At 55.3% G+C, this 23,552-nt stretch carries 21 protein-coding genes, 1 tRNA gene and 1 pseudogene; 18 read left to right on the top strand and 5 right to left on the bottom strand.

The window, feature by feature from the left end; translation table 11 throughout:
- The first annotated feature begins 17 nt into the window (after nt 1–17).
- The 3 genes from AB4N44_RS18965 to AB4N44_RS18955 are packed head-to-tail and all read left to right on the top strand — an operon-like array spanning nt 18 to nt 1,893.
- Nucleotides 18–992, top strand: coding sequence for an alpha/beta hydrolase family protein (locus AB4N44_RS18965; protein WP_160037878.1), 975 nt, complete (start codon nt 18–20; stop codon nt 990–992).
- A gap of 28 nt (nt 993–1,020) precedes the next feature.
- Nucleotides 1,021–1,434: a hypothetical protein gene (locus tag AB4N44_RS18960; RefSeq protein WP_008080543.1), complete on the top strand. Its 414-nt coding sequence runs from the start codon at nt 1,021–1,023 to the stop codon at nt 1,432–1,434.
- A gap of 6 nt (nt 1,435–1,440) precedes the next feature.
- The gene (locus AB4N44_RS18955) at nt 1,441–1,893 is read left to right on the top strand and encodes a hypothetical protein (RefSeq protein ID WP_160037876.1); all 453 of its coding nucleotides are present in this window, start codon (nt 1,441–1,443) and stop codon (nt 1,891–1,893) included.
- A 70-nt stretch (nt 1,894–1,963) separates the two neighbouring features.
- On the opposite strand, the gene gabP is transcribed toward AB4N44_RS18955, so the two are convergent.
- Entirely contained in the window at nt 1,964–3,355 is a 1,392-nt protein-coding gene (gene gabP / locus AB4N44_RS18950) for a GABA permease (RefSeq protein ID WP_316917470.1), read from the bottom strand.
- 554 nt (nt 3,356–3,909) lie between these two features.
- Here gabP and AB4N44_RS18945 point away from each other — a divergent pair.
- The 11 genes from AB4N44_RS18945 to AB4N44_RS18895 all read left to right on the top strand — a co-directional run bounded on the left by AB4N44_RS18945 (nt 3,910) and on the right by AB4N44_RS18895 (nt 18,107).
- Entirely contained in the window at nt 3,910–4,683 is a 774-nt protein-coding gene (locus AB4N44_RS18945) for an ABC transporter ATP-binding protein (RefSeq protein WP_007909167.1), read from the top strand.
- A gap of 13 nt (nt 4,684–4,696) precedes the next feature.
- Entirely contained in the window at nt 4,697–5,446 is a 750-nt protein-coding gene (locus AB4N44_RS18940) for an ABC transporter substrate-binding protein (protein WP_127925476.1), read from the top strand.
- Between the two features lie 78 nt (nt 5,447–5,524).
- Complete coding sequence (locus AB4N44_RS18935) at nt 5,525–6,217, top strand: ABC transporter permease (RefSeq protein WP_007909165.1); 693 nt, start codon at nt 5,525–5,527, stop codon at nt 6,215–6,217.
- Complete coding sequence (locus AB4N44_RS18930) at nt 6,217–6,906, top strand: ABC transporter permease (RefSeq protein WP_007909164.1); 690 nt, start codon at nt 6,217–6,219, stop codon at nt 6,904–6,906. Before AB4N44_RS18935 ends, AB4N44_RS18930 begins: the two co-directional genes overlap by 1 nt.
- Nucleotides 6,887–8,122, top strand: a complete 1,236-nt coding sequence (locus tag AB4N44_RS18925) for a methyltransferase (protein WP_460108002.1) — start codon at nt 6,887–6,889, stop codon at nt 8,120–8,122. Before AB4N44_RS18930 ends, AB4N44_RS18925 begins: the two co-directional genes overlap by 20 nt.
- Before the next feature lie 342 nt (nt 8,123–8,464).
- Nucleotides 8,465–9,301, top strand: coding sequence for an FkbM family methyltransferase (locus AB4N44_RS18920; RefSeq protein ID WP_460108004.1), 837 nt, complete (start codon nt 8,465–8,467; stop codon nt 9,299–9,301).
- Nucleotides 9,302–9,377: 76 nt separating this feature from the next.
- Nucleotides 9,378–9,453: transfer RNA gene (locus AB4N44_RS18915), tRNA-Thr, on the top strand.
- Between the two features lie 171 nt (nt 9,454–9,624).
- A complete protein-coding gene (locus tag AB4N44_RS18910) occupies nt 9,625–10,947 on the top strand; it encodes a tyrosine-type recombinase/integrase (RefSeq protein ID WP_460108006.1) in 1,323 nt (440 codons plus the stop codon).
- A gap of 357 nt (nt 10,948–11,304) precedes the next feature.
- Nucleotides 11,305–15,945, top strand: a complete 4,641-nt coding sequence (locus tag AB4N44_RS18905) for an NACHT domain-containing protein (RefSeq protein ID WP_460158122.1) — start codon at nt 11,305–11,307, stop codon at nt 15,943–15,945.
- A 909-nt stretch (nt 15,946–16,854) separates the two neighbouring features.
- On the top strand, nt 16,855–17,835 hold the full coding sequence (locus AB4N44_RS18900) for an integrase domain-containing protein (RefSeq protein ID WP_460108013.1): 981 nt from the start codon (nt 16,855–16,857) through the stop codon (nt 17,833–17,835).
- Complete coding sequence (locus AB4N44_RS18895) at nt 17,832–18,107, top strand: hypothetical protein (protein WP_460108015.1); 276 nt, start codon at nt 17,832–17,834, stop codon at nt 18,105–18,107. The genes AB4N44_RS18900 and AB4N44_RS18895 overlap by 4 nt, the downstream gene beginning before the upstream one ends.
- A 323-nt stretch (nt 18,108–18,430) precedes the next feature.
- Here AB4N44_RS18895 and AB4N44_RS18890 read toward each other — a convergent pair whose 3' ends face one another.
- From AB4N44_RS18890 to AB4N44_RS18880, 3 genes are all read right to left on the bottom strand, one after another.
- The gene (locus AB4N44_RS18890; RefSeq protein WP_460108017.1) at nt 18,431–18,946 is read right to left on the bottom strand and encodes a hypothetical protein; all 516 of its coding nucleotides are present in this window, start codon (nt 18,944–18,946) and stop codon (nt 18,431–18,433) included.
- Nucleotides 18,947–18,995: 49 nt separating this feature from the next.
- Nucleotides 18,996–19,487 carry a helix-turn-helix domain-containing protein gene (locus AB4N44_RS18885; RefSeq protein WP_095155734.1) on the bottom strand — a complete coding sequence of 164 codons (492 nt, stop codon included), beginning with the start codon at nt 19,485–19,487 and terminating at the stop codon, nt 18,996–18,998.
- 409 nt (nt 19,488–19,896) lie between these two features.
- Complete coding sequence (locus AB4N44_RS18880) at nt 19,897–20,085, bottom strand: hypothetical protein (RefSeq protein WP_460108020.1); 189 nt, start codon at nt 20,083–20,085, stop codon at nt 19,897–19,899.
- Between the two features lie 1,095 nt (nt 20,086–21,180).
- On the opposite strand from AB4N44_RS18880, the gene AB4N44_RS18875 reads away from it, so the two are divergent.
- Together AB4N44_RS18875 and AB4N44_RS18870 are read left to right on the top strand one after the other, a co-directional pair.
- On the top strand, nt 21,181–21,393 hold the full coding sequence (locus AB4N44_RS18875; protein WP_460108022.1) for a ribbon-helix-helix protein, CopG family: 213 nt from the start codon (nt 21,181–21,183) through the stop codon (nt 21,391–21,393).
- Nucleotides 21,394–21,415: 22 nt separating this feature from the next.
- Complete coding sequence (locus tag AB4N44_RS18870) at nt 21,416–21,823, top strand: hypothetical protein (RefSeq protein ID WP_460108024.1); 408 nt, start codon at nt 21,416–21,418, stop codon at nt 21,821–21,823.
- A 445-nt stretch (nt 21,824–22,268) separates the two neighbouring features.
- On the opposite strand, the gene AB4N44_RS18865 is transcribed toward AB4N44_RS18870, so the two are convergent.
- A complete protein-coding gene (locus AB4N44_RS18865; protein ID WP_460108025.1) occupies nt 22,269–22,487 on the bottom strand; it encodes a DUF6429 family protein in 219 nt (72 codons plus the stop codon).
- On the opposite strand from AB4N44_RS18865, the pseudogene AB4N44_RS18860 reads away from it, so the two are divergent.
- A pseudogene (locus AB4N44_RS18860) lies at nt 22,487–23,167 on the top strand (integrase domain-containing protein); the annotation flags it as partial. The gene AB4N44_RS18865 and the pseudogene AB4N44_RS18860 overlap by 1 nt on opposite strands.
- On the top strand, nt 23,164–23,436 hold the full coding sequence (locus AB4N44_RS18855) for a hypothetical protein (RefSeq protein ID WP_322270236.1): 273 nt from the start codon (nt 23,164–23,166) through the stop codon (nt 23,434–23,436). The pseudogene AB4N44_RS18860 and the gene AB4N44_RS18855, both read left to right, overlap by 4 nt.
- Nucleotides 23,437–23,552: the final 116 nt, after the last annotated feature.

Below are 23,552 nucleotides of genomic sequence, written 5' to 3'. Positions count from 1 at the left end.
CTTCAAGGTCGAGCGTCATGAGCTGTCAGGACACGCCCGCAAGGCAAGACATGCAGTCAGGGTCGCCAACCTTGACTGCTGAGCAAGGTGAGCCTTTCAAAGAAGCTGCCGCCGACGGTTTTGCACTTGGCGGTTTCACCTGGCGTCAGTTCTTGCCTGATAGCCAACGCCCGGTAGTGATCATCAGCGCCGCCACGTCGGTACGTTGCCGCCACTACTCGCGTTTCGCGGCTTATCTGTTCGCAAACGGCTTCGACGTGATGACCTACGACTACCGCGGCATCGGCGAATCACGATCCGCGTCGATCAAAGGCTTGAACGCCTCGTGGACAGATTGGGGCGCACTGGATTTCGAAGCGATGCTCAAACGCGCGCAACGGGAGTTTCCCGGTCAGCCAATTGACGTCGTCGGCCACAGTTTTGGCGGTTGCGCGGCGGGGCTGGGCGAATCCGGGCAGGTTATCCGACGGCTGGTAACAGTCGGCGCGCAGTTCGCTTACTGGCGCGACTACGCGCCGGAACATCGCTGGCGGATGTTCGGCAAATGGCACGTCGTGATGCCGTTGCTGACGCTGTTCTGCGGCTTTTTCCCCGGCAAGCGACTCGGCTGGCTGGAAGATACGCCGACCGGCGTTGTACGCGATTGGAGCACGCCTGCTGCACGTTACGAACGGCGCCCCAGTGGTCGCGCACTGATGAACAAGAGCGGCGCCCTGCCCTTCGCCAACGTCCGCGCACAGACACTGGCGATCAGCATCAGCGACGATCCCTACGGCACAATTGCGGCGATCGAACGCCTGCTCGGTTACTTCAGCAACGCAGCCAAAACCCACTTGCGCATCGAGCCGCAGGACATCGGCGAACAACAAGTCGGACATTTCGCCTTTTTTCGCAGCGCATACCAAGCCACACTATGGCCCATCGCTCTGACCTGGCTGCAAACCGGCGCACTGGCCCCCGACACACCGGGGCGGCAAGTCCCGCGCAGCTGAGCCCTCTCAACGCACGACGGAACACATCATGGCCTCCGCCAACAAGCAGCAAAAACGCGCCACCCGGGCCAAAGCCAAGGCCAAGCAGAACCGCACCAAGCGCGCCGAGGCGCCGGTCGAGCTGGACCCGAACGACGACCGCATTGATTTCGAATCGGTAGACCTGACCGAGCTGTTCAAGAAAATGATCGACGCCGAGAAGATCAGCCAGCAAGCGCTGTGCACCGCCTTTCTCGAAGACCCGCTGCTGGAACTGGTTTACGAACAGGAAGGCGAAGAAGGCGCGATGGATTTCATCCTCGCCGCGCTGATCGAGTATCGCCAGTGGTCGCAGGAAACCGACGAGGCCGGCGCGCTGGCGTGGATCGAATCCCCGGCCTTCCAGGCCGACTATGTAGCGGCGTCCGACGCGATCGCCGCGCAAACCCAACAGAAGAACTGAGTTCCCATGGCATCCCTGAACAAGCAACAGAAACGCGCCAAACGCGCCAAGGCCAAAGCCAAGCAAATCCGTATGGTCGGCCGCAAGCCGCTGGAGCAGGACGAAGACCTCGACCACCTCGCTGAGCCGGTGCCGGAATACGTCCTGGCGATGTTCAGCAAAATGCGCGACGCCGAAGCCGTCAGCCGCAACGAAATGCTGCTGACCCTGCTGCGCGAACTGGCGTTCGTCATCGTTGACCATCCAGAGCTGCTGGACATGGAAAACGCCGACAACGAAGGCATGGCCGCCACCCACCTGGCCGCCGACATGCTGATCGACTACCGCATGTGGGCTGAAGGCGCAACGATCGAAGAGGCCCAGGCTTGGCTGAGCGAACCGCAGTTCATCACCGATTTCGGGGTTGCGCTGGATGCTTATGGCAAGTCGGTGGAAGCGCAGGAAGACAAGAGCGAATAAACCACGCTCACAAACAAAAACGGCCGCTCGTCATCACTGACAGCGGCCGTTTTGCATTACGTGTTACGGATCAGTTCAACACCACCGCACCACGTTTTTCCAGCTTGCGACGGCGTGCCACCAGCAGACCGGCTGCCACCACCAACAGGCTCAGCAGGCCAGTCGCGAGAATCTCTACGCGATGCGCTTCCTGGAACAGCATGATGGTCAGAGCCGCGACGATGAAGATGATCACCGCGTAGGTCAGGCCCGGAAACAGCCACATGCTGAAGACGATTTTCTCGCCGCGCGCCATACGCTGTTTACGCATGCGCAGCTGCGAGAATGCGATCACCAGATACACCAACAGAGCGATTGCACCGGAGCTGGCCAGCAGGAATTCGAACACCGCCGCCGGGGCCACGTAGTTGGCGAAGGTGCACAGGAACGCTGCGCCGGTGGACAGCATCACCGCCCAGTAAGGCGTACCGCTTTTGTTCACCCGCGTCGCCATGGCCGGGGCATCGCCACGCTTGCCGAGGGAGAAGAGCATGCGCGACGAGGTGTACAGCGCCGAGTTCAGGCAACTGGTCACGGCGACCAGCACCACGATGTCGACGATCATTTTTGCGTTCGGGATGCCCATGCGCTCAAGCACGGTCTGGTAGGAACCGAGGTTGGCCAGCGTAGGATCGTTCCACGGCACCAGGGCGACAACGATGAAGATCGACACGAGATAGAACAAGCCAATCCGCCAGATCACCGAGTTGGTGGCCTTGGAGATCTGCTTGCCCGGGTTCTTCGATTCCGCGGCCGCGATGGTCACGATTTCGGTACCCATGAAGGAGAACATGGTGGTCAGGATTGCACCCAGCACCGCGCCCATACCGTTTGGCAGGAAGCCGCCGCTGTCGAACAGGTGCGAAACGCCGCTGACCTGGCTGTTCGGCAGAAAGCCAAAGATCGCCGCCAGACCGAGGATGATGAAGCCGATAATCGCCAGCACTTTGATCAGCGCGAACCAGAATTCGAACTCGCCGTAATTCTTCACGCTGAACAGGTTGGTGATGGTCAGGAGCATGGTGATGACCAGCGCGAACGCCCAGATGCCGACGTCAGGGAACCATGCGTGCAGGATGGTCGCAGCGGCGTTGGCTTCCAGCGGAATCACCAACACCCAGAACCACCAGTACAACCAGCCGATGGTGAAACCCGCCCAGTGCCCAATGGCACGGTCGGCGTACGTCGAGAAGGAGCCCGTGTCCGGCGAGGCAACGGCCATTTCGCCGAGCATGCGCATCACCAACACCACCAAGGTACCAGCGGCGGCGTAAGCCAGCAGCACGGCAGGGCCGGCGGCAGCGATGGCGTGGCCGGAGCCAACGAACAGACCGGCGCCGATGACACCGGCGATCGACAACATGGTCACATGACGCGGTTTGAGCCCCTGTTCGAGGCCATTGGAGCTTGGGGTACTGCTCATCGAAACTACCTTTGCAAGGAAAGCGATTCAGTCCGTCCTGCCTGGTGTGTTCTTTCTCGTAAAAAGAAACCAACAGGGCGTTCCGGATTCTGCACGCAATAAATGCGCCAAAATGTTTCAAAGTCTTTTGGCTCGCGGCTTTGCGCGCGACCGGATGGTCATCGCAAGTCCTTGAGATTAATGGCTATTCGCCAGAGCGTTACCCTGCGACTCACTTTCAAGACGAATTCGCGCACCAGAAACACACTGAAAAAGTGTGGGATGCACAATAAAAGGGCGAATCCGGAACGTTCGGCCGGATAGCGCTTCCAACACCCCGCCAAAGCTGGCAACATCGCGCCTTTTTTTACGCGACACCCACGGGTTTGCACGATCAAACACCCGTTCGGTTGTTGATGGGGCGACAGTCTGCTGTGCCGATGCGACAACCTGCCACATGCCACCCGTTAACCGCTCGTAGCGCTGTTGGCTGCCATTGAAACGCTATGCTAGCTTGGCCGCCTCGCCAGGAAGGCCATCCAACAGCAGGAGCGCAACATATATGAGGAACGCACATGGCTGAGGCCACGCCCGCGCTTGAAATCCGCAACTTGCACAAACGCTACGGACAGCTGGAGGTGCTCAAAGGCATCTCGCTGACCGCCCGCGACGGCGATGTGATCTCGATCCTCGGTTCCTCCGGTTCCGGCAAGTCCACGTTCCTGCGTTGCATCAACCTGTTGGAAAACCCGCACCAGGGCCAGATTCTGGTGGCCGGTGAAGAACTCAAGCTCAAGGCCGCCAAGAATGGCGAACTGGTTGCCGCTGATGGCAAACAGATCAACCGCCTGCGCTCCGAGATTGGTTTTGTGTTTCAAAACTTTAATCTGTGGCCGCACATGAGCATCCTCGACAACATCATCGAGGCACCGCGCCGCGTGCTCGGCCAGAGCAAAGCCGAAGCGATCGAAGTCGCTGAAGCGCTGCTGGCCAAGGTCGGCATCGCCGACAAGCGCCACGCCTACCCGGCGCAACTGTCCGGCGGCCAGCAACAGCGCGCAGCAATCGCCCGCACGCTGGCGATGCAACCGAAGGTTATCCTGTTCGACGAGCCCACCTCGGCGCTTGACCCGGAAATGGTTCAGGAAGTACTTAGTGTCATCCGCGCACTGGCCGAAGAAGGCCGCACCATGCTGCTCGTGACCCACGAAATGGGCTTTGCCCGTCAGGTTTCCAGCGAAGTGGTGTTCCTTCACCAAGGCCTTATAGAAGAGCAAGGATCGCCTCAGCAGGTGTTCGAAAACCCGCTTTCGGCGCGCTGCAAACAATTCATGTCCAGCAACCGCTAACGGAGCAACATGCATGCAGAATTTCAAGAAGGTCTTCCTGGCCGCCGCCGTCACCCTCGCGTTCAGCGCCGGTGCCATGGCTGAAACCCTGAAGATGGGCATTGAAGCGGCCTATCCGCCGTTCAACAATAAAGATGCCAGCGGCAACGTGGTCGGCTTCGACAAAGACATCGGCGACGCTCTATGCGCGAAGATGAAAGTCGAGTGCACCGTGGTCACTTCCGACTGGGACGGCATCATCCCGGCCCTGAACGCGAAGAAGTTCGACTTCCTGATCTCCTCGCTGTCGATCACCGACGAGCGCAAAGGCGCGGTCGACTTCACCGAACCGTACTACTCGAACAAGCTGCAGTTCATCGCGCCGAAAAACGTCGACTTCAAAACCGACAAGGACTCGCTGAAAGGCAAGACCATCGGTACCCAGCGTGCGACCCTGGCCGGTACCTGGCTGGAAGACACCTACGCAGATGACATCAAGGTCAGCCTCTACGACACTCAGGAAAACGCCTACCTCGACCTGACCTCCGGTCGCGTCGACGCGATCCTCGCCGACAAGTACGCCAACTATGACTGGCTGAAAAGCGACGCCGGCAAGAACTACGAGTTCAAAGGCGACCCGGTCGTAGAAAGCGACAAGATCGGCATCGCTGTGCGTAAAGGTGACCCACTGCGTGAGAAGCTGAACGCCGCCCTGAAGGAAATCGTCGCCGACGGTACCTACAAGAAGATCAACGACAAGTACTTCCCGTTCAGCATCTACTGATCCTGACCTGTGGGACTGGCGCCGTGATGCAACGGCGCCATCTCCCGACTTTGCCTGCCGCAATTTGAACAGAAACCCATGATTATCGACCTCTACGGATTCGGCCCGGCCCTCGCTGCCGGCGCGCTGATGACCGTCCAACTGGCTCTCACCGCCCTGTGCCTGGGACTGGTGCTCGGCCTGCTCGGCGCCTTGGCCAAGACTTCCCCGTACAAGCCGCTGCAATGGCTTGGCGGCACTTATTCGACCCTGGTGCGTGGCGTCCCGGAATTGCTCTGGGTGCTGTTGATCTACTTCGGTACGGTCAACCTGATGCGCGCCCTCGGTGAGTTCTTCGGCAACCCCGACCTGCAACTCAACGCCTTCGCCGCCGGTGTGATCGCACTCGGACTGTGCTTCGGCGCCTACGCCACGGAAGTGTTCCGTGGTGCGATCCTCGCCATTCCCAAAGGCCACCGTGAGGCCGGCCAGGCCCTGGGTCTATCGAAATGGCGGATCTTCACCCGGTTGATCATGCCGCAGATGTGGCGCATCGCCCTGCCCGGCCTGGGCAATCTGTTCATGATCCTGATGAAAGACACCGCACTGGTCTCGGTGATCGGCCTGGAAGAAATCATGCGTCACGCGCAAATCGGCGTGACCGTGTCGAAACAACCGTTCACCTTCTACATGGTCGCCGCGATCATGTACCTGGGCCTGACCGTGCTGGCGATGACCGGCATGCACTTCCTGGAAAAACGCGCCGCTCGCGGCTTTGCGAGGAGCGCTTAATGAACTGGGAAGTCATCATCAAGTGGCTGCCGAAACTGGCGCAGGGCGCGACCCTGACCCTGGAACTGGTGGCCATCGCCGTGATTGCCGGTCTGTTGCTGGCAATTCCACTGGGCATCGCCCGCTCTTCGAAGCTGTGGTACGTACGCTCGCTGCCTTACGCTTACATCTTCTTTTTCCGTGGCACGCCGTTGCTGGTTCAGCTGTTCCTGGTCTACTACGGCCTGGCGCAGTTCGACGCGGTGCGCGAAAGCGCCTTGTGGCCGTACCTGCGCGATCCGTTCTGGTGTGCGACCGTGACCATGACCCTGCACACGGCGGCGTACATCGCCGAGATTCTGCGCGGGGCGATTCAGGCGATTCCACCCGGCGAAATCGAAGCGGCGCGGGCTTTGGGCATGTCCAAGCCCAAAGCGATGTTCTACATCATCCTCCCGCGTGCCGCGCGCATCGGCCTGCCGGCCTACAGCAACGAAGTGATCCTGATGCTCAAGGCCAGTGCGCTGGCCAGCACCGTGACTTTGCTGGAGCTGACCGGCATGGCACGCACAATCATCGCCCGCACCTATCTGCCGGTAGAGATCTTCTTCGCTGCTGGCGTGTTCTATCTGCTGATGGCTTACGTTCTCGTACGCGGCTTCAAGCTGCTGGAGCGCTGGCTGCGCGTCGATGCCTGCCAAGGGCGCTGACATTTCCCACGTGCTGACGGGCGAGGACTTACTCGCCCGTTTCACGGCGCTGGATGATTTTCTCACAGCCCATCAAGCGCTGTGGAAACCTCGACCGTTCACTCATCTTTCGCTTGCCTGGGAAGCGTCCTACCCGGAGCTGGCCTTGTGGCTACGCGGACGGTCGCTGGAAGACGCAGAAAACGCTCACAACCAACCTGCTGATCTTGCTGATGCGCCGGAGCCGTTCGCCTCATTGGCGGCGTTGTCGGCTGAGTTGAGCGCGGTGGGTGAGTTGCCGGGCCACGCGCTGAAAGCCGCCGGCCATCGATTGAATGTCGATGTGCCGGGACGCAAGTGGCTGCAGATCGAGGCGTTTGCCAGTCGTTTGTCTTTCGCCTCGCAGCCGACGCATTGGCTGGACTGGTGTTCGGGCAAGGGGCATTTGGGGCGACGCTTGTTGGGCGCGGGGCAGCAACTGACTTGCGTTGAATACGATCCTTTATTGGTCGCCAGCGGTCAGGCGTTAAGTCAGCGTCATCACTTGCACGCTTTGCATGTGGAGCAAGACGTACTGGCGACTGCTGCCTCTGCCGTATTGAGCTCAACTCACACGCCCGTCGCTCTCCACGCCTGCGGCGATTTGCATGTACGTCTGATGCAACTGGCCAGCGCTGCCGGTTGCCAGCAAATGGCTATCGCACCCTGCTGCTACAACCGCATCGAACGCAGCGAATATCAGGCATTGTCCCGCGCCGGATCACGATCGCTCCTACAACTCTCGTTGGAGGATCTGGCGCTGCCGATGAGCGAAACCGTCACCGCCGGTACGCGCGTCCGACGCCAGCGTGACACCTCGATGGCCCGTCGTTTGGCATTCGATCTGCTGCAACGCCAAGTGCGCGGCGCCGACGAATACCTGCCGACGCCATCTCTGCCCAGTGCCTGGCTGGATAAACCGTTCGCCGATTACTGTCGCGATCTGGCCGCGCTCAAAGAGTTATCCACAATCGGCTCGCCAGATTGGTCAGCATTGGAAGCGGCCGGTTGGCAGCGGTTGGCCGAAGTTCGCAACCTGGAGTTGCTCCGAGGATTGTTCCGACGGCCACTGGAGCTTTGGCTGAATCTGGACCGAGCCGTTTTTCTGGAAGAACAAGGCTACGCTGTACGTCTCGGCACTTTTTGCGCAGCCTCACTCACACCCCGTAATTTGCTGCTATTGGCCGAACGCGCTTAAACGCTCAAACCTGTGGATAACTCTGTTGATGAATTTCTCATGGATCCAATATCCACGCCTGTTACGAGCCATTAACAGCGCTGGTCATTTTTTGTTCATATCAATAAAAAACCTGTAAAACAGGGATTTGCGAACAAAACGAGAACGCGTCCACAAAATCCCCCGCAGGCGCCCCGGTGCAGCTTCCCGTTGTGCATAAGCTTCAGATCGAAATGACATAACCGCCGAATGACGGACTGTTTCAGGAGTAAATTGCGCCCACCCTCCGCCCTTGCTATACAAGCTCACACCGGGCAGGCAGCACTGCAACCAATAAGAACAAACCACTGACAGGGAGCGACCGTGACGTTCATTTCATATGCACAGAATTTCGAAGACATCCGCCTGTGGCGCGCACTCAAATTCTTTGAAAACGGCTTCTACATCGACGTCGGCGCCAACGATCCAATCCATGATTCAGTGACGAAGGCCTTTTATGATCGCGGCTGGAGCGGCATCAACATCGAACCGATGCAAAGCTTCCACGACGCCCTGGTCCAGCAACGCCCACGCGATACCATTCTGCAATGCATCGCCAGCGATGCGCCCGGGGAAATCACCTTCTACGGCATTCCCGGTACCGGCCTGTCCACCGCCGACCCGGTGATCGCTCAAGAGCGCAAGGAGCGTGGCCTGGAGGTGCAGAGCCTGACCGTAAAGGCCCGCACGTTGACCTCGATCTGCGAAGAACACGCCGCCGACCGCCCCATCCATTTCCTCAAAATAGACGTCGAAGGCCACGAAGAAACCGTGCTGCGCGGCATGGACTTCAGTCGCTTCCGCCCGTGGCTTATCCTTATCGAAACCCCGTTCGAACGTGACCACACCTGGGAACACCTGGTCACCGACGCCGGCTACCAGAACGTCTGCTTCGACGGCCTCAATAGCTATTTTCTCGCCGACGAACACCTGAACCTCAAAACGGCCTTCGACATGCCGCCCTGCCAGCTCGACAACTTCCAGCTGTGCCTGGGGCACCCTTTCGCCCACCCCGTCAGCCCCAGCGAAGCCGACGCCCTGGCCCAAATCAGCGCCGCCACACAACGCGCTGAACGCGCCGAAGCGCAACTCCACGCCATGCAGAACAATCGCGCCTGGCGTGCTCTGCAGAAACTGCACAACGTGCTGCGCCGGGCATGATCCGGCCTCCCGCAAAAATAGTCTGAATTCAGGGGTTTACAGAAACCACCCAATCGCTATAATCGTCGCCCACAACGCCGGTATAGCTCAGATGGTAGAGCAACTGACTTGTAATCAGTAGGTCCCGGGTTCGATTCCTGGTGCCGGCACCATACAAGGTTCCAGAGAAGGCTTTCAAAATCTCTGGAACCCCCGAAAAACCCGCCTTCTGGCGGGTTTTTTCGTTTTAGCGTTCCATCGGTTTCCGTCAGAAACTGGTGGATTCCAACCGTTTTAGGGGTAGTGTTAGGGGTAAGGTAATTCGATAAAGGGGGAGTACCCTTATGTCGCGCACCACTGCTCCACTCTCCGATTCGGCTTGTCGCTCAGCCAAGCCCACCGACCGCGCTTACAAGCTTTTCGACGGCGACGGCCTCTACCTTCTAGTCCAACCCAATGGCCGTAAAGGCTGGCGTCTCAGGTATGTAAAACCTGATGGCCGCGAAGGACTGACCTCGTTCGGCAGCTACCCCGTGGTCGGCCTCGCCGATGCTCGCAACAAGCGCCTGGAGGTCAAGCGGATGCTGGCGAAAGGCATCGACCCCATAGAGACCAAACACCAAGCCAAGACGCAGGCCGCAATCAAAGGCCGAACCTTTGAAAGCGCCGCACTGGACTGGCACAAAGCGATGTCTGCCAAATGGGCTCCGGGCCATGCCAAGACCGTCCTGAGCCGCCTCAAAACCCATGTCTTCCCGCTGATCGGCGCTCGCTCCATTGTCGATCTGGACACCCATGACCTGATGCAACCTCTGGAAGCGATCCAGAAGCGCGGCACGATTGACGTCGCGTTAAGGGTACAAAACTACCTGCAAAGCATCATGCGCGAGGCGAAGCGTTCTCGGCAGATCACGGCAAACCCTGCCTACGACCTTGAAGGCTTGATCAAAGCTCCGAGGGTGATTCACCGCCCTGCGTTACCCTTATCGCGTCTGCCTGAATTGCAGGAGCGTATCGACACCTACAAAGGCCGCGCACTTACCCGGCTGACGGTCATGCTCTCGCTGCATGTGTTCGTACGCTCCAGCGAACTGCGCTTCGCCCGCTGGAGCGAATTCGACCTCAAGCGCGGCACCTGGGAGATACCCGACACTCGACCCGCGCTGGACGGAGTACCCTTTTCTACTAGGGGTACGAAGATGGCCGGGGACATCCACCTTGTACCCTTATCGCCGCAAGCCGTGGCCCTGCTTGAACAGATCCACGCCCTCACCGGCAAATTCGACCTAGTGTTTGCAGGCGATGCCAAGCCCTGGAAGCCCATGTCAGAAAACACGGTAAACAGCGCACTTCGAAAGATGGGCTACGACACCAAAACCGAAATCTGCGGCCATGGCTTTCGCTCAATGGCCTGTAGCGCACTGATTGAATCAGGACTGTGGTCCGAGACCGCCATCGAAAGACAGATGAGCCACAAAGAACGGAACAACGTCCGAGCGGCCTACATCCACAAAGCGGAGTTCATCGAAGAGCGGAGGCTGATCATGAACTGGTGGAGCCGGTACCTTGAGACGAATCGACAGGAGCATGTCACCCCCCACGAATTCGCGAACCAGACCGGACCGAACGTCACTCGCTTAAAAGCAAAACGTGGCGCAACTGAGTAAGCGCTCGGTCTTTATATCTCAGTGATCCGCTTGTCCACGCGGGTCCATCCAAACAGGGCTGCAAAGCCGCCCTGCTTGGATCGACCTCACTTAAAAAATCTAAAGCCCACGCAATTGTCTGTGGAAAACCACTGATTTCCACCGGTGGATAATTTCATCCACAGCCGCAGAACTCCCGAAGGATGCCGCATATTTATGTGGTTTGCCGCACTTACTTGAGTCCAATGCCGGCGTGACTGCTCAAGAGCCCCCAGAAGTATTGCTCGACGGCCAAGGCATCTACGCAGTCTATGATGGCAACTCGCTTATCGACCTTCCATAATGATTGGATTTCCAGCCTCAAGGACGGGACGATTTGTGAAACAGGCTCTAACCGACGGCAAGGTTCTCCAGAAGTCTTTGGTTTATTTACGAGCTCAACTCCTAGACCTGCAACCAGCAGGCGCAGAAGGGTTTGAGGGGCTTATCGCTACCGCCCTAGCTGATTTGACTGGGCTAACCTTTAGGCTGGCGAAGAGTGGCTCTCAGTTCGGGCGCGACGCTAGCACCCCTCGTGATCACTTCGCGATTGCTATGGAGGCTAAACGCTACAGGGACTCACTCCGGCTTGAGGATATAGCGGGGAAAATTTGGATTGCGGGGCATGAGCTTGCCTCCGACATTGATGTGTGGGTGCTGTGCGCAACGTCCGAAATGGGGGATGGAAATCTCGCAAAGCTGGAAGATATGTTGGAAGAGCGCGGTATCAGTCTTCTGATGCTGGACTGGACCGAAGCCCCGCTCCCGCGATTGGCCGTTCTTCTAGCAAGCGCTCGAAGAAAGGTCAGGCAATGGTACGAGCAGTATGCGTCTAATGGAGTTGCATTAAAGATAGATGCTGCGCTTGCGGACGTGGAAGATGATCAAGCCTTCTTGTCGGCTCGTAGTCAGCTAAAGCAGGATGCTAGTGCTGGTCATTCAGGTCTCGCAACACTTGCTGAGGTTAACCGTATCTGGTGCGGTCGAGTATTTTCGGAGCGCCTCTCTTCACAGCATGCATTTGGTCAATATCTGACGGTGCAAGATCGTGCTTTTCCCGCTATTGCTCGCCCCTCTATTGAGTCTTTACTAGACACCGCAATTTCTTCCCCGCAACAAGCTTTGGGATGTGTCGCTATTCTTGGTCCAGAAGGCGCCGGAAAGTCTTGGTTGGCCGCGCAATGGTGGTTTACATCAAAATATAAACCCATCTTAATTTTCGGCGGTTCTCAGGTTGCTGACTTAATAGAGCCCAAGGATCCATTGAGGACTCTGGCAAGGCTAATTTCCGCGCAGGGGGAGGCGGATTTTGAGGAGGCTTCTGAGAGATGGTTGCGACGTCTGCGCCGCTGGCAGGAGCGCGCAGCTCCCCAAACAAGTGACGAGCTAAGATTTTTGGTTGTTATTGATGGGCTCAACGAGCGGAGTGGCATGCCATGGGCTGACACCATCGTGAGACTAGTGACCGAGGTAGGCAAGCTTGGTGGGCGATTGATACTGACCTGTCGTGAGCGGTTCTGGGACCGCGAAATTGCGCCACGTTTGGCTGGGATCAAGGTGTCCAAAGTCAGTGTCGGAGATTATGAGCCTGAAGAGCTAGATAAGCTCCTCTTACGGCGCGGTATTTCCATTGATAGTGTTCCGGCGCAGGTACGCGATTTCATACGTAATCCGAGAATTTGCTCAGTCGCACTGGATTTGCTGGACCGTCTATCAGCAAAAGTAGATGAGCTCACTGTAGAGCGATTGCTACTAGAGTATTGGAGACGGCGTCTTGAAGAACGTGGCGATCTGACAGCTCATAACATTCGAGATTTCGAGAAGCTGCTCAGGTCTCACGCTGACGCTCTGCGCAAAAACCCAAGAATTCAATTTGACCGAGATGATTGGCGTGAACATTCAGGAGCCGCTAAACGTAGCGATGGACGTTCGGTCGAGCATGACCTGACAGACATTGAAGAAGGTGCGTTTCTGAGGATTGTTGAACATGAGGAAGGCTTTTACGAGTTCAAGCCAGAAACTGTTCCATTTGCTCTAGGACTACTGGTCGCTCGCGAATTGCAAGACGAACTCCGAAAGTCTGGTCGCAGTCCGGCCGAGGTGATCGATGGCATCATTGAGGAAGTTCAAGGGTTTGACCTCGTAGGTGAGGCGCTTCGTTCAGCTGCTGGAATTGCCTGCTTTGAAGAGAACTACCCGCCCACAGCGCGCGCCGCGCTGATCTCAGCGTGGCTGGAGCTTCAAAACATTCCTGACTCTGCATATGAATGCCTAGTGGCTTACACCAACGCAAACCCTGAAGCGGTTTTGGATGCCACTGAATCCGCGTTCGATGAGTACACCAACGCCCGCCGCCGCCAATGGTTACTTGGGGCGTTACTTAGCACTATAGATCGGCCGCGCGTAGAGTTTGCCATTGAACCACGTATTGGAAGATGGCTCGCGCGCTGGTCTCGAACTCCTCGACGAATGGGGGGGCGTGACGATGGAGAGGCGGCTCGTCTTGCTCAGCAAGCTGCGAGGATCTCAGAAAGGCTCGATGGCTTAACGTTAGAAGAGCAGAACTTTCTTGCGAGACTTAGTAATGAAGTTGCGTCCCCTGAGTCCACGCATCTGGATTTGGTAGCGGCATTCTTGATGGCTGCGCGACCACAAGCATCGTATGCCGAAAGCTTCTTGGCCTGGGCTTTCGCCTGGTCGATCACAGGTGACCACCAACGCGCTGATGCTGAGTTAGCTTGGGTAATTCGACTAAACACAAGAGACTTTTCCACTTTTGAGCACAATTTGCGAGCTGCAATTGAGGTCCTTTTCAATTCACCTCATTCGGACTCAAGCCGAAAGGCTGCAGCGATAGCTCTCCGTATGCTTGGAACCGTGGCATCCTCAGATGACGCTGAACAACTGAATCCTCGTAGGCCAGGTGAACGTTGGAGTAGGGTCGAGAGCCTCTGTGCTACTGACCCCTTTGACCCTGCGTCAGTACGTCCTGAGAACCTTGGTAATGGAATTCAGGTAGTCAGCGAAATGGATCCCTCCAACTTGTGGTGTTTTTACACTGGAGGGGGAGATGATCATGAGTTGGAGTCTATTACTCCAGGATTGGCTAGATTCGACGCCAATTCGATTACTCCATTGCTGCGTGCGATCGCTAGCCAGACGCAGACCAGAAGCCAACTTTCTCTCAGACAGCTCAGCTGGCAATTGCAGTGTATTAGTCCTCTATTTGACGCGGAGACGCTTGAGTCGGTGCTCAACGGTTACAAGCGGTTGGTGCAGCAACCGGAGCTTTTGGCTGACTCTGATAAAACCCATGTGCCAGGTTCTGTTCTCCTTAGCCTTCTCCCACATTTTTCAGCGATAGAGCAGCTTCAACTTTATCTTGACCTTCCGCGGGAGGTTGCAGACTGGTATGCATTTCGCGATGTGTTCCAACCTTTGAGTTCTATTGAGTTCGAGGCGGCCTTAGTAGATGCAGAGTCCAATTCGCGTCGTCTTCGTCGGGTCCTGTTCTTCGCTTCAGCTCATCGTGTCGCTTTGACTGATCCAAGCCGAGAAGCTCTAGATCTCGCGCTGAAACACGATGACCGGGACGTTGTAACTTACGCGTCAGAGGTTGCGTATGTGGCGCATGACTCCGAGCTCGACAAGCGGGTCATCTCTGCGGCACAAAACCGTGGCCCTCTAGCTGACTTGGACGACGAGGCTTTTTGGCGCGCAAGGGCAGTAGCTGCTGCCGTCGTTTCGCTTCGGCGTCACGAAGATGCAGCATTGATCGCTCCCAATCTTCTTGGCTACGTAGCGGAACAGCTAGGGGGTGATCTGGATGAGCGATTGATTTTGGAAATGGATCTAGTAATTGAACGACTCCTCCTTCCTATTCAAACCCCAGAGCCAGAGCTTGGGCGATTGCGTCTTGAAGTGGGTCGTAGCGGTCAAGAAACTTGTCGTTCTGTGCAGGATCGAGCAGATGAGAGTGACGAAAAGGATACTGATTCGCTGAAAGCCTTGGCGACACAAACAGAAGGATCCAGACTGGGTATTGATCAATTCCTTGATCGACAAAAAGCCCTTAGAGATGAGTCGGATACATATCTTTTCAGGCTAAGTAACGAAAAAGCTCAGGTCTTAGCACGTGAGCCGGATCTCATTGCTCTGAAGAGAGTGGTGGCGATAGCTCCAGAAAAGATCTCTGTTTGGGTAGAGCGTATTCTCGGAGAGACCGATCCAGTGCGCCTGTCAAATGTGCGTAATATTGCATTGGTTCTTTCGGAGGCATTGGCTCATACAAATCACAATTCTACCGCCGCGTTGCTAACTCATGTTAGCAATCTTCGGAGTCCTGTCGAAATCGTATTAGGAGATGCTCGTATTCCACAACAGATCGTAACTTTGTTTGCTGGCCCCAACATTGAGATTTTATCAGATCTACGGGGAAGAGCCCTCGATAATGCGCCGACCGATGCCGATCTTGAGACATTGGTCTTTGCAGCAAATTCTGCTGGGCATACGCCTTGGCTTTATAGCTGGATACAGCATGAAATTGAGTCGGGGATTCCGGGACGTATCGCTCGAGCGCTAATCGTTGAGGGAATGCGTAATGATGATGAACCATCATCGCTTCTTGCTCGCAGTTGGGGGAGCGGATTTCTGGGGCATGTTGCCGAACGAGCCCGCTTTGCTTACAACCGTAACATCTGGTCAAAATTTTGGTACGCCCAAGCAATCGGCACTACCGAACCTATAGATTTCTGGAGATACGGGGTGCTGATGTCAGGAATTGCCGACGTTCGTGCATTACATTGGTTTGATCCTGATCTTGATACACCAATGATGCAGAGATTTGGGAGTGAGCTTTTCAAACGCATTCGTAAGACGGCGGAGAAACGAACAAAAAAACGAAAGGACACGCTGTTTGGGCACAAGAAGCCGACTAATGCGCTCTATCAGGTGTTGATTCAATCGACCGATATGCAATAACGCAGCCGTCAAATTCGCGGTGATCAGCTAGGCCACGCGGGTCCATCCAAGCAGGGCTGCAAAGCCGCCCCGCTTGGATGGACCTCACTTAAAAAATCTAAAGCCCACGCAAACTGTCTGTGGAAAACCACAGATTTCCACCGGTGGATAATTTCATCCACAGCCGCAGAATTCCCGAAAATTGGAGCCTTGAACCGAATTATCCACAGGCGTAGAAAAGATCGGGCAAAGCGCTGTCGTTGACAGCAACCCAGGTAGCCAGAACCTTTAAGGCTACGCCACACCGTGGTGGTTCTCCCAAAGTGCGATTAGCGTCCGGCGGCTCGCACGGTCACAGCGATGTGATGGATGCCTACTTTTATCAGTGTGCCCACTGCGGCAACTCATCCCCTTTCATAGCTGCCCTGCAGCAACCTATCCGCTTGGCCATTTCCTTGCGCCAACCTGCGCCCGTCTCTTTCTTCCGGAAAGAGACGGGCGCTCCTACCGCTGCTGCAGCCCAACTCGTACGAGGCTTTGCGGCATTTCCCCTCGTGACAATCGGCGTGACAAACACCGAAGTCACCAGCAACAGCGATGCAGATGATGGTGCCGCAGCCTACGGAATGGACTGCACCTGACTGACAGTCAGGCATGCCCCGGTCATCACATCACTGCCTTCACCCGACTCAGGATCTCGCGGTGCCGGTCTCGTCAGCCAGCGCAGCCTCCACCCGCCCACTTCCTCGGAAGTGCTCAGGAGGCCAGATCATGAGATGCCCAAGCTCCCGGTCGTAAAGAGCCGCCAGTCCCGCGTTAGTGGACAACCCTCACAGGTCGCAGGGGCCTTGATCCCTGATAACACTCAACATTCTTGGCGGGATGACGTGGGGAAAGTCTCAAAGGTTTGGCTTCGAGAGGAGTTTTATCATGGCACTGGTAGGTAGACGGGACGGGCGGAATTTTGGCTATGGTCGGCAACTGAGCTACGCCGGGTCGCAAGCGCTGAAAGATCTGTTTGGAGGTGGACATTACGGCACGGTCAAAGCGCACAGTGATCGATGGCAGGCGTTTGTTCGGTGGTGTCGGTCAGAGGATGGGCCAGGGTTTAACGATGCGCGGCAAATAGATCGGCAGACCTTGTTGGACTATGCCGGACATCTGCGGCAGCAAGTTGAACAAGGTGCTATCTGCATCGTCACTGCGCAAAATCGGTTGTCCAGCGTGAACCGAACCATGGCTGCGCTACGCGCTGATCAGTCGGTGAAGGTGTCGAGTCCGAGCAAGGCGCTGGGAATGCGGCGCACCAGTGTCCGTCACTCGGTGCCGCAAGGCCAAGACCGCGAACAAGTGAAGCGGATCGTCGACGTGCTCTGCGAACACCAAATGCAGCGCGCGGCGGCGATCGCTCAGTTGGCGCGAGCCACCGGCATGCGCTTACGCGAGGCCATTTTGGCGGACCTACCGCGTTTAAAACGTGAGGCTGAGTACTACGGCAAGATCAACATTCAGGACGGCACCAAAGGTGGCCGCTCAGGCGCGTCGGCACCTCGCTGGATTACGGTAAATGATCATGTTCGCGACGCACTAATATATGCCGCACAAGTCTCACCCGAGGGTAGCCACAACCTGCTTGCACCGAACGAACGCTACCTCGATTTCCAACAGGGAATCGTCCGTCCCGCACGGAACATCCTCCATCAGCACAACCTCAAAGGCTTCCACGAATTGCGGGCAGCCTATGCGTGCGAACGCTATGAGCAAATCACTCGACATTTTGCGCCCATCTACGGCGGCAACTGCTACCAAGTCGACCGACACCTTGATCAGGAGGCCCGACTGCAAATCAGCTATGAGCTAGGACATAGTCGTATCGACGTGGTGTCGGCATACATCGGTGGCCGAGTATGAGCAAGCCATTCGATATTGAGCTGTTCTTGGCGGGCATCTTGACCGGGTCACATACCACACGCCAGCGCCACCTTCGTCAGGCGAAGACTATCCAAGCAGCTATCGCTGAACGCTGGCAACGCGACAATCCATGGACTTGGCAGAGAAAACATCTTGCGTGGTTTTTGAATCACCACTTAAACCAGCACACTGAATCGACGCGCTATTACTATTTGCTGACTATACAATTGCTCACTCATCGACTAGGAAAACTCTGGCAATTCAACCGCTAAGCGGAACCACGCTGAGAGCCGGCTATCCGACCCAAGCATCGCCTGATGTGCTTGAATGAGAGTCAAACCGGCGGCATCGAGCGAGCCAAATGATGACATTCTGGGGATCTAGGGGGGAGGCGTAGGGGACTGGAGGGGGAGAAATGTTTGCAATTTACTTAGCGCTTGCTTAACATTGATCTCGACTACGCAGACAGCAGAAAATTTGTCGGCGGAGCTGCGGAGGCCTGGCTAGCCAGGGTCATATGAAGGGAAATCGCAGGCATATGGGTTGTTCTGCTTCAGTGCAGGAGACTTGCCTTCGAGGCCGTCCTTCCTCGTAGTCACTTAATGTTTCGGATCTTGGCCTCGGTTGCGTGATACGCAGTAACCGGGGCCAAGTACCTTATAGCCCCGTCCTCGCATACTTTTACGACCGCCAAGGCGTAATAGCTGCCGTTGCCTACGCTGACCTTTCTGCCGGTGTTAAAGAGAATACCCTGAGCATGCTTGGGCTTGTTCAAGCCTATCTGGCTGTAAGCGCAATACGCGTTCACCAGGATCTGCAAAGCTTCTTCTGGGGTGCAGTTGTCTTTGCTCTCGCGAGAATCCAATGGATGAGCGATGGCTTGAAGGTCAATCAAAATGCCCCTCCGGTTTGGCTCCGACCAGCCCTTTTCACGGCAAATACGCTTTATCCGGTCAAACTGCTTGGGAGTCAGCAAGTAGGTGAATTCAGGCGCATGCTGCACCTGGCTCAATTCGACACCTGCCTCGCGCATGCTGATGACGACGCTCATCAACTCACGGAAGGCATCTGCCAGGCTTTCATCACCCAGTTGTGTGGCGGTTTTGTTCATCGTCGTACTTCCTTTGGGTTCGACGACTGAATCGTCCACCGCTGTCCTCTTATTTGACCAATTCCAAAGTGGCTGGCTTTTTACGTGTAGCACGGCCGTCACCAGTAGCTTTTTGCTTCTCGCGCGCGTCCACGATGGCTTTAGCGTACGGGGTAGCGGCCTCGATGATCCCATCGAAGGAATAGCGATTCGCGAGGTTACCGCCCAACTTCGACTTTCGGGCGTGTCGAGTGATGAATTTCATTTCCTCAAGCTCGGCGATTGACCGCTGGATTGTCCGGGCCGTTACCCCAATTTTCTTAGCAAGGGTCTCTTTGGTCGGATAAGGATCATTGCCCGCCTGCCACCAGTAGCCGGCCAGATGCAGAATGATCACGATATGCAGGTGTTTCAGCCCCAGTTGTTGTGAGCAGTCGAAAAGCACATTGGGAATGGCTGTCCATCCCGCCGCTACCAAATCCTTTCCCCACCGTTTCTCGATTTCCTTGCTTTCTACCGGCGCCGGCTTTTTCGCCTTCACCGTTGTCGTTAACTTAGTCATCCCCTGATCCCCCTTAATTTACCGTTGGCTGGAGTATGGTGGCTCTAAACAGGGCTGGCAACGGTGGGGGGGAGGCGCCTGTGTCAGCCCCCTAAGTTAAGTTTACTGTGTCTCGATTGGCTAAATGTGTTTCAAAGTTGGATGTGTTTAGCGATGAGTATGTTTTGGGAGTCGACAATGTCTCCTGGAGGGAGAAAGCTACGCCTCTAAGGAGGAAGACATCCACGCCTTCAGTGGGGGTCATAAAAGCCTCCCCTATCGTGAAAAAAAAACTGATTTTTCTGAGTTTTTTTCAAAAGGCGTCTCATAGGCGCGCTTTACGACTGACTCAAGCCCTCATATTTCGCAATCATCGGCTTGTTTTTTCTGGTCGTAGGGGTCATTGGGTGCTCGCCTGGAACTGAATGTCCTATTCGTTAGCTGCGTAGTTGGCTTCCTCACGCCATTTGCTAATGGCATTTGGTTCGGAACTTCCACGGACAACGATCTGTTTTGCGCGAAAATCCGCATAAGCTAGGTATGAGCGTCCGTCCTTCACCACCCAGCCCTGAATCTGTTTGCCATCGATTTGGGCGTGAAACTGTTTTGCTGCGCTCATGACCAAGGCCTCCGTCGGTTTGGACCAATATGCCGTCACGACAGACTTCGGATCAAATCTGATCAGCAGGATTTATCTTGGCGCGGCGATAGTTCAACTCCTCGTTAGCTGGGCCTGTGCACAAAGGGTAAGAAGTGGACCAGAGACAAGCCTCCGGCAGTGGAAAGGATCGCCAGCGGCCGGCCCAGAACACCGGCGCGAAATTTACTCAGCATCCCGCATTCCGGGTTCGATTCCACAGAAAGCCATAACTAGCTGATTTATATATAGTTACTGGTTGAGGTACGCCGAATTTTCCACCGAAATCCAGACGCCCGGAAACCTCGCCTCCCCGAAACATACCGTTCGTCTGGTGCCGGCACCATACAAAACGAAGCCCTCGCAGAAATGTGAGGGCTTTGTTGTTTCTGGGATGACCATATACTTTGACTTGGCATTTTTGATGCCATTCAAGCGTCCACGATTATTTCACACCGCCTGTAGCCATCTCTCGGCTGCATCCTTTGAAACTCTTCGTCACGCCTCCAAATCATCTCAACACATCCTGCCAGGGACGCGCTGGCAATGACCGCCATTATTTCCAAGGACCTGACCTGCGACTGCCAAAAAGCTCCTGGGGGCAATTTTTACGGGGTCACATATTTGCACGCATTGACCAACGTTATGGCTCAACAACCCAACACCTCGGATTTGTCTCTAAGCCGCTGCCTCCCTACGTCCCGAACATGCGCACCTTCAACATGTCGCTGAATTTAGCTACTCGCTCCGCACCCTCTCACAATACTGGCATTTTACCACCATAAATGACCACCAAAATCGCCTAAAAAAACTCCTTGCGTACGGCTTTTTGCCGTATTAAAGTACTCGCCGAGCCACAAACTCCCAAATTATAGAAAATTTAAGATGACTAACCAAAAAAGAAGGAAAGCAAAATGCAAATCTCAAAAAATCAGCTAAGAAGTTTAAAAAATAAAACTGAAAACTCCGTTGCTCGTAGAAATTTATTTTCTAATAGGGCATTTAGATATGACATGTCTCGAAATTTAAAAACGTAATGCATTTTAGTGCATTCATTAAATTTTTAGGAGAGTACTAATGTCTGGTAAAACAAAGTTAACTGTTCAGCTTCCCGACGAAGCTATCGCTCACATTGAAGAAATAGCAAAAATTTTAAGCATCTCAAGAACAGACGCGATTAGAAGAGCGTTGAAAATCGAACTATTCCTGCTTAAAGAAAAAGGGGCAGGGAAGAAAATACTTCTTAGGGACGAGAAGAATGACACAACTATGGAGGTTGTAATGCTATGACCATTTCCAGGAGATTTAAACCATGCAAACTGATTCACATCACGAAACACCTCACATTGATCTGTCAATTGAGGAATGCGACAAACCATTATTTCCAATGGGGGAAGTGCAACTAGTTAATTTTCGGTCTCAGGCAGTGCAGGCTGACAACAAGGTGACTGACTGGTCAACCGAGTTGACGGCTGATGCAAGAGATACCGAAATCGTTACCCGCGTATATGATCCGCGTCCGCAAGAAGATGGTGCTAGGCGCCGCGTCGCATACAGTCTGTTGCTGCTGTTGTCTATCGTCACTGTTGGCGCCATGATTCTCTTTATTATTCCAGGTACAGATCAGGAGGCACTTAAAAACCTTTTGAATCTTATTCTTGGGCCATTGGTAGCACTGGTTTCAGCCGCAACCGGTTTTTATTTCGCGACGAAACGGTAGCGATAGTTATAAGAGTCCACCCATCAGGTGGACTCTTATATTTACGGTACAAATTTATATTTGACAGCATGGTCAAAATAAATTGATGTGCCCACGATAAAGCCTTGATACGAGGCCTTTGTTGTTTCGGCAGTTTGAAAAAGCTGCTCTTAGTGCCCCGCGCGTAAAAAATGGGGACAGATTTATTTCCAGTGATAAAAAATAAAGCCGTTTCCCCTTTCAATTAAGATCGATTCCTGCCTCCGCCCCCCTACGAAACAAAGCTCTCGTATTTTTACGAGGCTTTGTTTTGTAGGGGGATCGCTCTCACCATTTGATACGAGGGCGTTGCCGCGTGTGAAACACCCCGATGATTTGTAAGCGCTCCATAAACCCCGCCGAGTCTAAGGTTGGCGAGCTCAACTAGACGATACTCAGGGGCACCCAACGTGGCCGTAGTGCTAAGTCAGGTATCAGGGTTGGATGCATGCCCCACATGAGCTCTCACCCCAAATAACCGGTCGGCTATTTGTCGACCCCGCTCCAGCCCTTCCTCAGTCAACCAAATCAATTTGTTCTTGTTCGCCGGATTTCTGATGAAACCATGTTCATGCAATCGATTCATTGTCTCGAAGTCGAACCCTTTCCAGGCATTGCCGCTATCCGAACTGAAGGTTGCCAACACGGCTATTGGCGGCGCTTCGCGGTGATCAGTATGTGAAAGTGCCTAGCCCGAGCAAGGCGCTGGGAATGCGGCGCACCAGAGTTCGTCGCTCGCTGCCACAAAGCCAAGACCCCGAACACGTGAAGCGGATCGTCGACGCGCTCTGCGAACACCAAATGCCTCGCGCCGCGGCCATCGCGCAGTTGGCGCGAGCCACCGGCATGCGCATGCGCGAGGCCATTTTGGCCGACCTGCCTCGATTGCAACGTGAAGCAGAGCAACTTGGCAGAATTAACATCCAGGATGGCACCAAAGTTGGCCGCTCAGGTGCATCGGGACCTCGTTGGATTACGGTAGATGATCATATTCGTAACGCGCTGAGGTTTGCCGAACAGGCCTCGCCCGACGGTAGCCGCAACCTGCTTGCTCCGAACGAAAGCTACCTTGATTTCCAACAGGGAATCGTCCGCCCCGCACGGAACATCCTCCATCAGCACAACCTCAAAGGCTTCCACGAATTGCGCGCGGCTTATGCATGCGAACGCTATGAGCAGATCACCCATCACCTAGCGCCGATCAACGGTGGCAGGTGCAGGCGCCTCGATCCACGCCTTGATCGAGAGGCACGCTTTCAAATCAGCTATGAGCTGGGACACGGTCGAATCGACGTGGTATCGGCGTACATCGGTAGTCGGGTATGAATAAACCATTCGATATGGAGATCTTCTTGGCTGGGGCACTGACTGGAGCACATGCCACACGAGAACGTCACATCCGCCAGGCCAAGACTATTCAAGCAGCCATTTCTGAACGCTGGAACCGAGATAATCCATGGACATGGCAAAGAAAGCATCTCGTTTGGTTTTTGAACCACCACATGAACTCAAACTCGAAATCGACGCGCTACTACCTGCTGACCACAAGCCTGATCACTCTGCGCCTAGGAAAATCCTGGAATTTTCAACGTTAGCCGAATGCCAGCAACTGCGCGCTCTGTATCCCTAACTGGCAGATTGAGCCAGCCAACAAATTGATTGGGATTAGGGCAGACCTCTTGAGCCCCTGAACCTAACCTCTGTTGTTTGA

The sequence above is a fragment of the Pseudomonas sp. S3_C06 genome (assembly GCF_054667675.1).
This window is presented reverse-complemented; position numbering and strand designations above follow the sequence as displayed.

Excerpts from the sequence above, each read along its gene's own strand:
- AB4N44_RS18930 (WP_007909164.1), top strand. The coding sequence starts at position 6,217 with ATGAACTGGGAAGTCATCATCAAGTGGCTGCCGAAACTGGCGCAGGGC.
- AB4N44_RS18875 (WP_460108022.1), top strand. The coding sequence starts at position 21,181 with ATGTCTGGTAAAACAAAGTTAACTGTTCAGCTTCCCGACGAAGCTATC.
- AB4N44_RS18855 (WP_322270236.1), top strand. The coding sequence starts at position 23,164 with ATGAATAAACCATTCGATATGGAGATCTTCTTGGCTGGGGCACTGACT.
- AB4N44_RS18895 (WP_460108015.1), top strand. The coding sequence starts at position 17,832 with ATGAGCAAGCCATTCGATATTGAGCTGTTCTTGGCGGGCATCTTGACC.
- gabP (WP_316917470.1), bottom strand. The coding sequence starts at position 3,355 with ATGAGCAGTACCCCAAGCTCCAATGGCCTCGAACAGGGGCTCAAACCG.
- AB4N44_RS18885 (WP_095155734.1), bottom strand. The coding sequence starts at position 19,487 with ATGACTAAGTTAACGACAACGGTGAAGGCGAAAAAGCCGGCGCCGGTA.
- AB4N44_RS18955 (WP_160037876.1), top strand. The coding sequence starts at position 1,441 with ATGGCATCCCTGAACAAGCAACAGAAACGCGCCAAACGCGCCAAGGCC.
- AB4N44_RS18935 (WP_007909165.1), top strand. The coding sequence starts at position 5,525 with ATGATTATCGACCTCTACGGATTCGGCCCGGCCCTCGCTGCCGGCGCG.
- AB4N44_RS18900 (WP_460108013.1), top strand. The coding sequence starts at position 16,855 with ATGGCACTGGTAGGTAGACGGGACGGGCGGAATTTTGGCTATGGTCGG.
- AB4N44_RS18965 (WP_160037878.1), top strand. The coding sequence starts at position 18 with ATGAGCTGTCAGGACACGCCCGCAAGGCAAGACATGCAGTCAGGGTCG.
- AB4N44_RS18925 (WP_460108002.1), top strand. The coding sequence starts at position 6,887 with ATGCCTGCCAAGGGCGCTGACATTTCCCACGTGCTGACGGGCGAGGAC.
- AB4N44_RS18870 (WP_460108024.1), top strand. The coding sequence starts at position 21,416 with ATGCAAACTGATTCACATCACGAAACACCTCACATTGATCTGTCAATT.
- AB4N44_RS18940 (WP_127925476.1), top strand. The coding sequence starts at position 4,697 with ATGCAGAATTTCAAGAAGGTCTTCCTGGCCGCCGCCGTCACCCTCGCG.
- AB4N44_RS18890 (WP_460108017.1), bottom strand. The coding sequence starts at position 18,946 with ATGAACAAAACCGCCACACAACTGGGTGATGAAAGCCTGGCAGATGCC.
- AB4N44_RS18910 (WP_460108006.1), top strand. The coding sequence starts at position 9,625 with ATGTCGCGCACCACTGCTCCACTCTCCGATTCGGCTTGTCGCTCAGCC.
- AB4N44_RS18880 (WP_460108020.1), bottom strand. The coding sequence starts at position 20,085 with ATGAGCGCAGCAAAACAGTTTCACGCCCAAATCGATGGCAAACAGATT.
- AB4N44_RS18945 (WP_007909167.1), top strand. The coding sequence starts at position 3,910 with ATGGCTGAGGCCACGCCCGCGCTTGAAATCCGCAACTTGCACAAACGC.
- AB4N44_RS18960 (WP_008080543.1), top strand. The coding sequence starts at position 1,021 with ATGGCCTCCGCCAACAAGCAGCAAAAACGCGCCACCCGGGCCAAAGCC.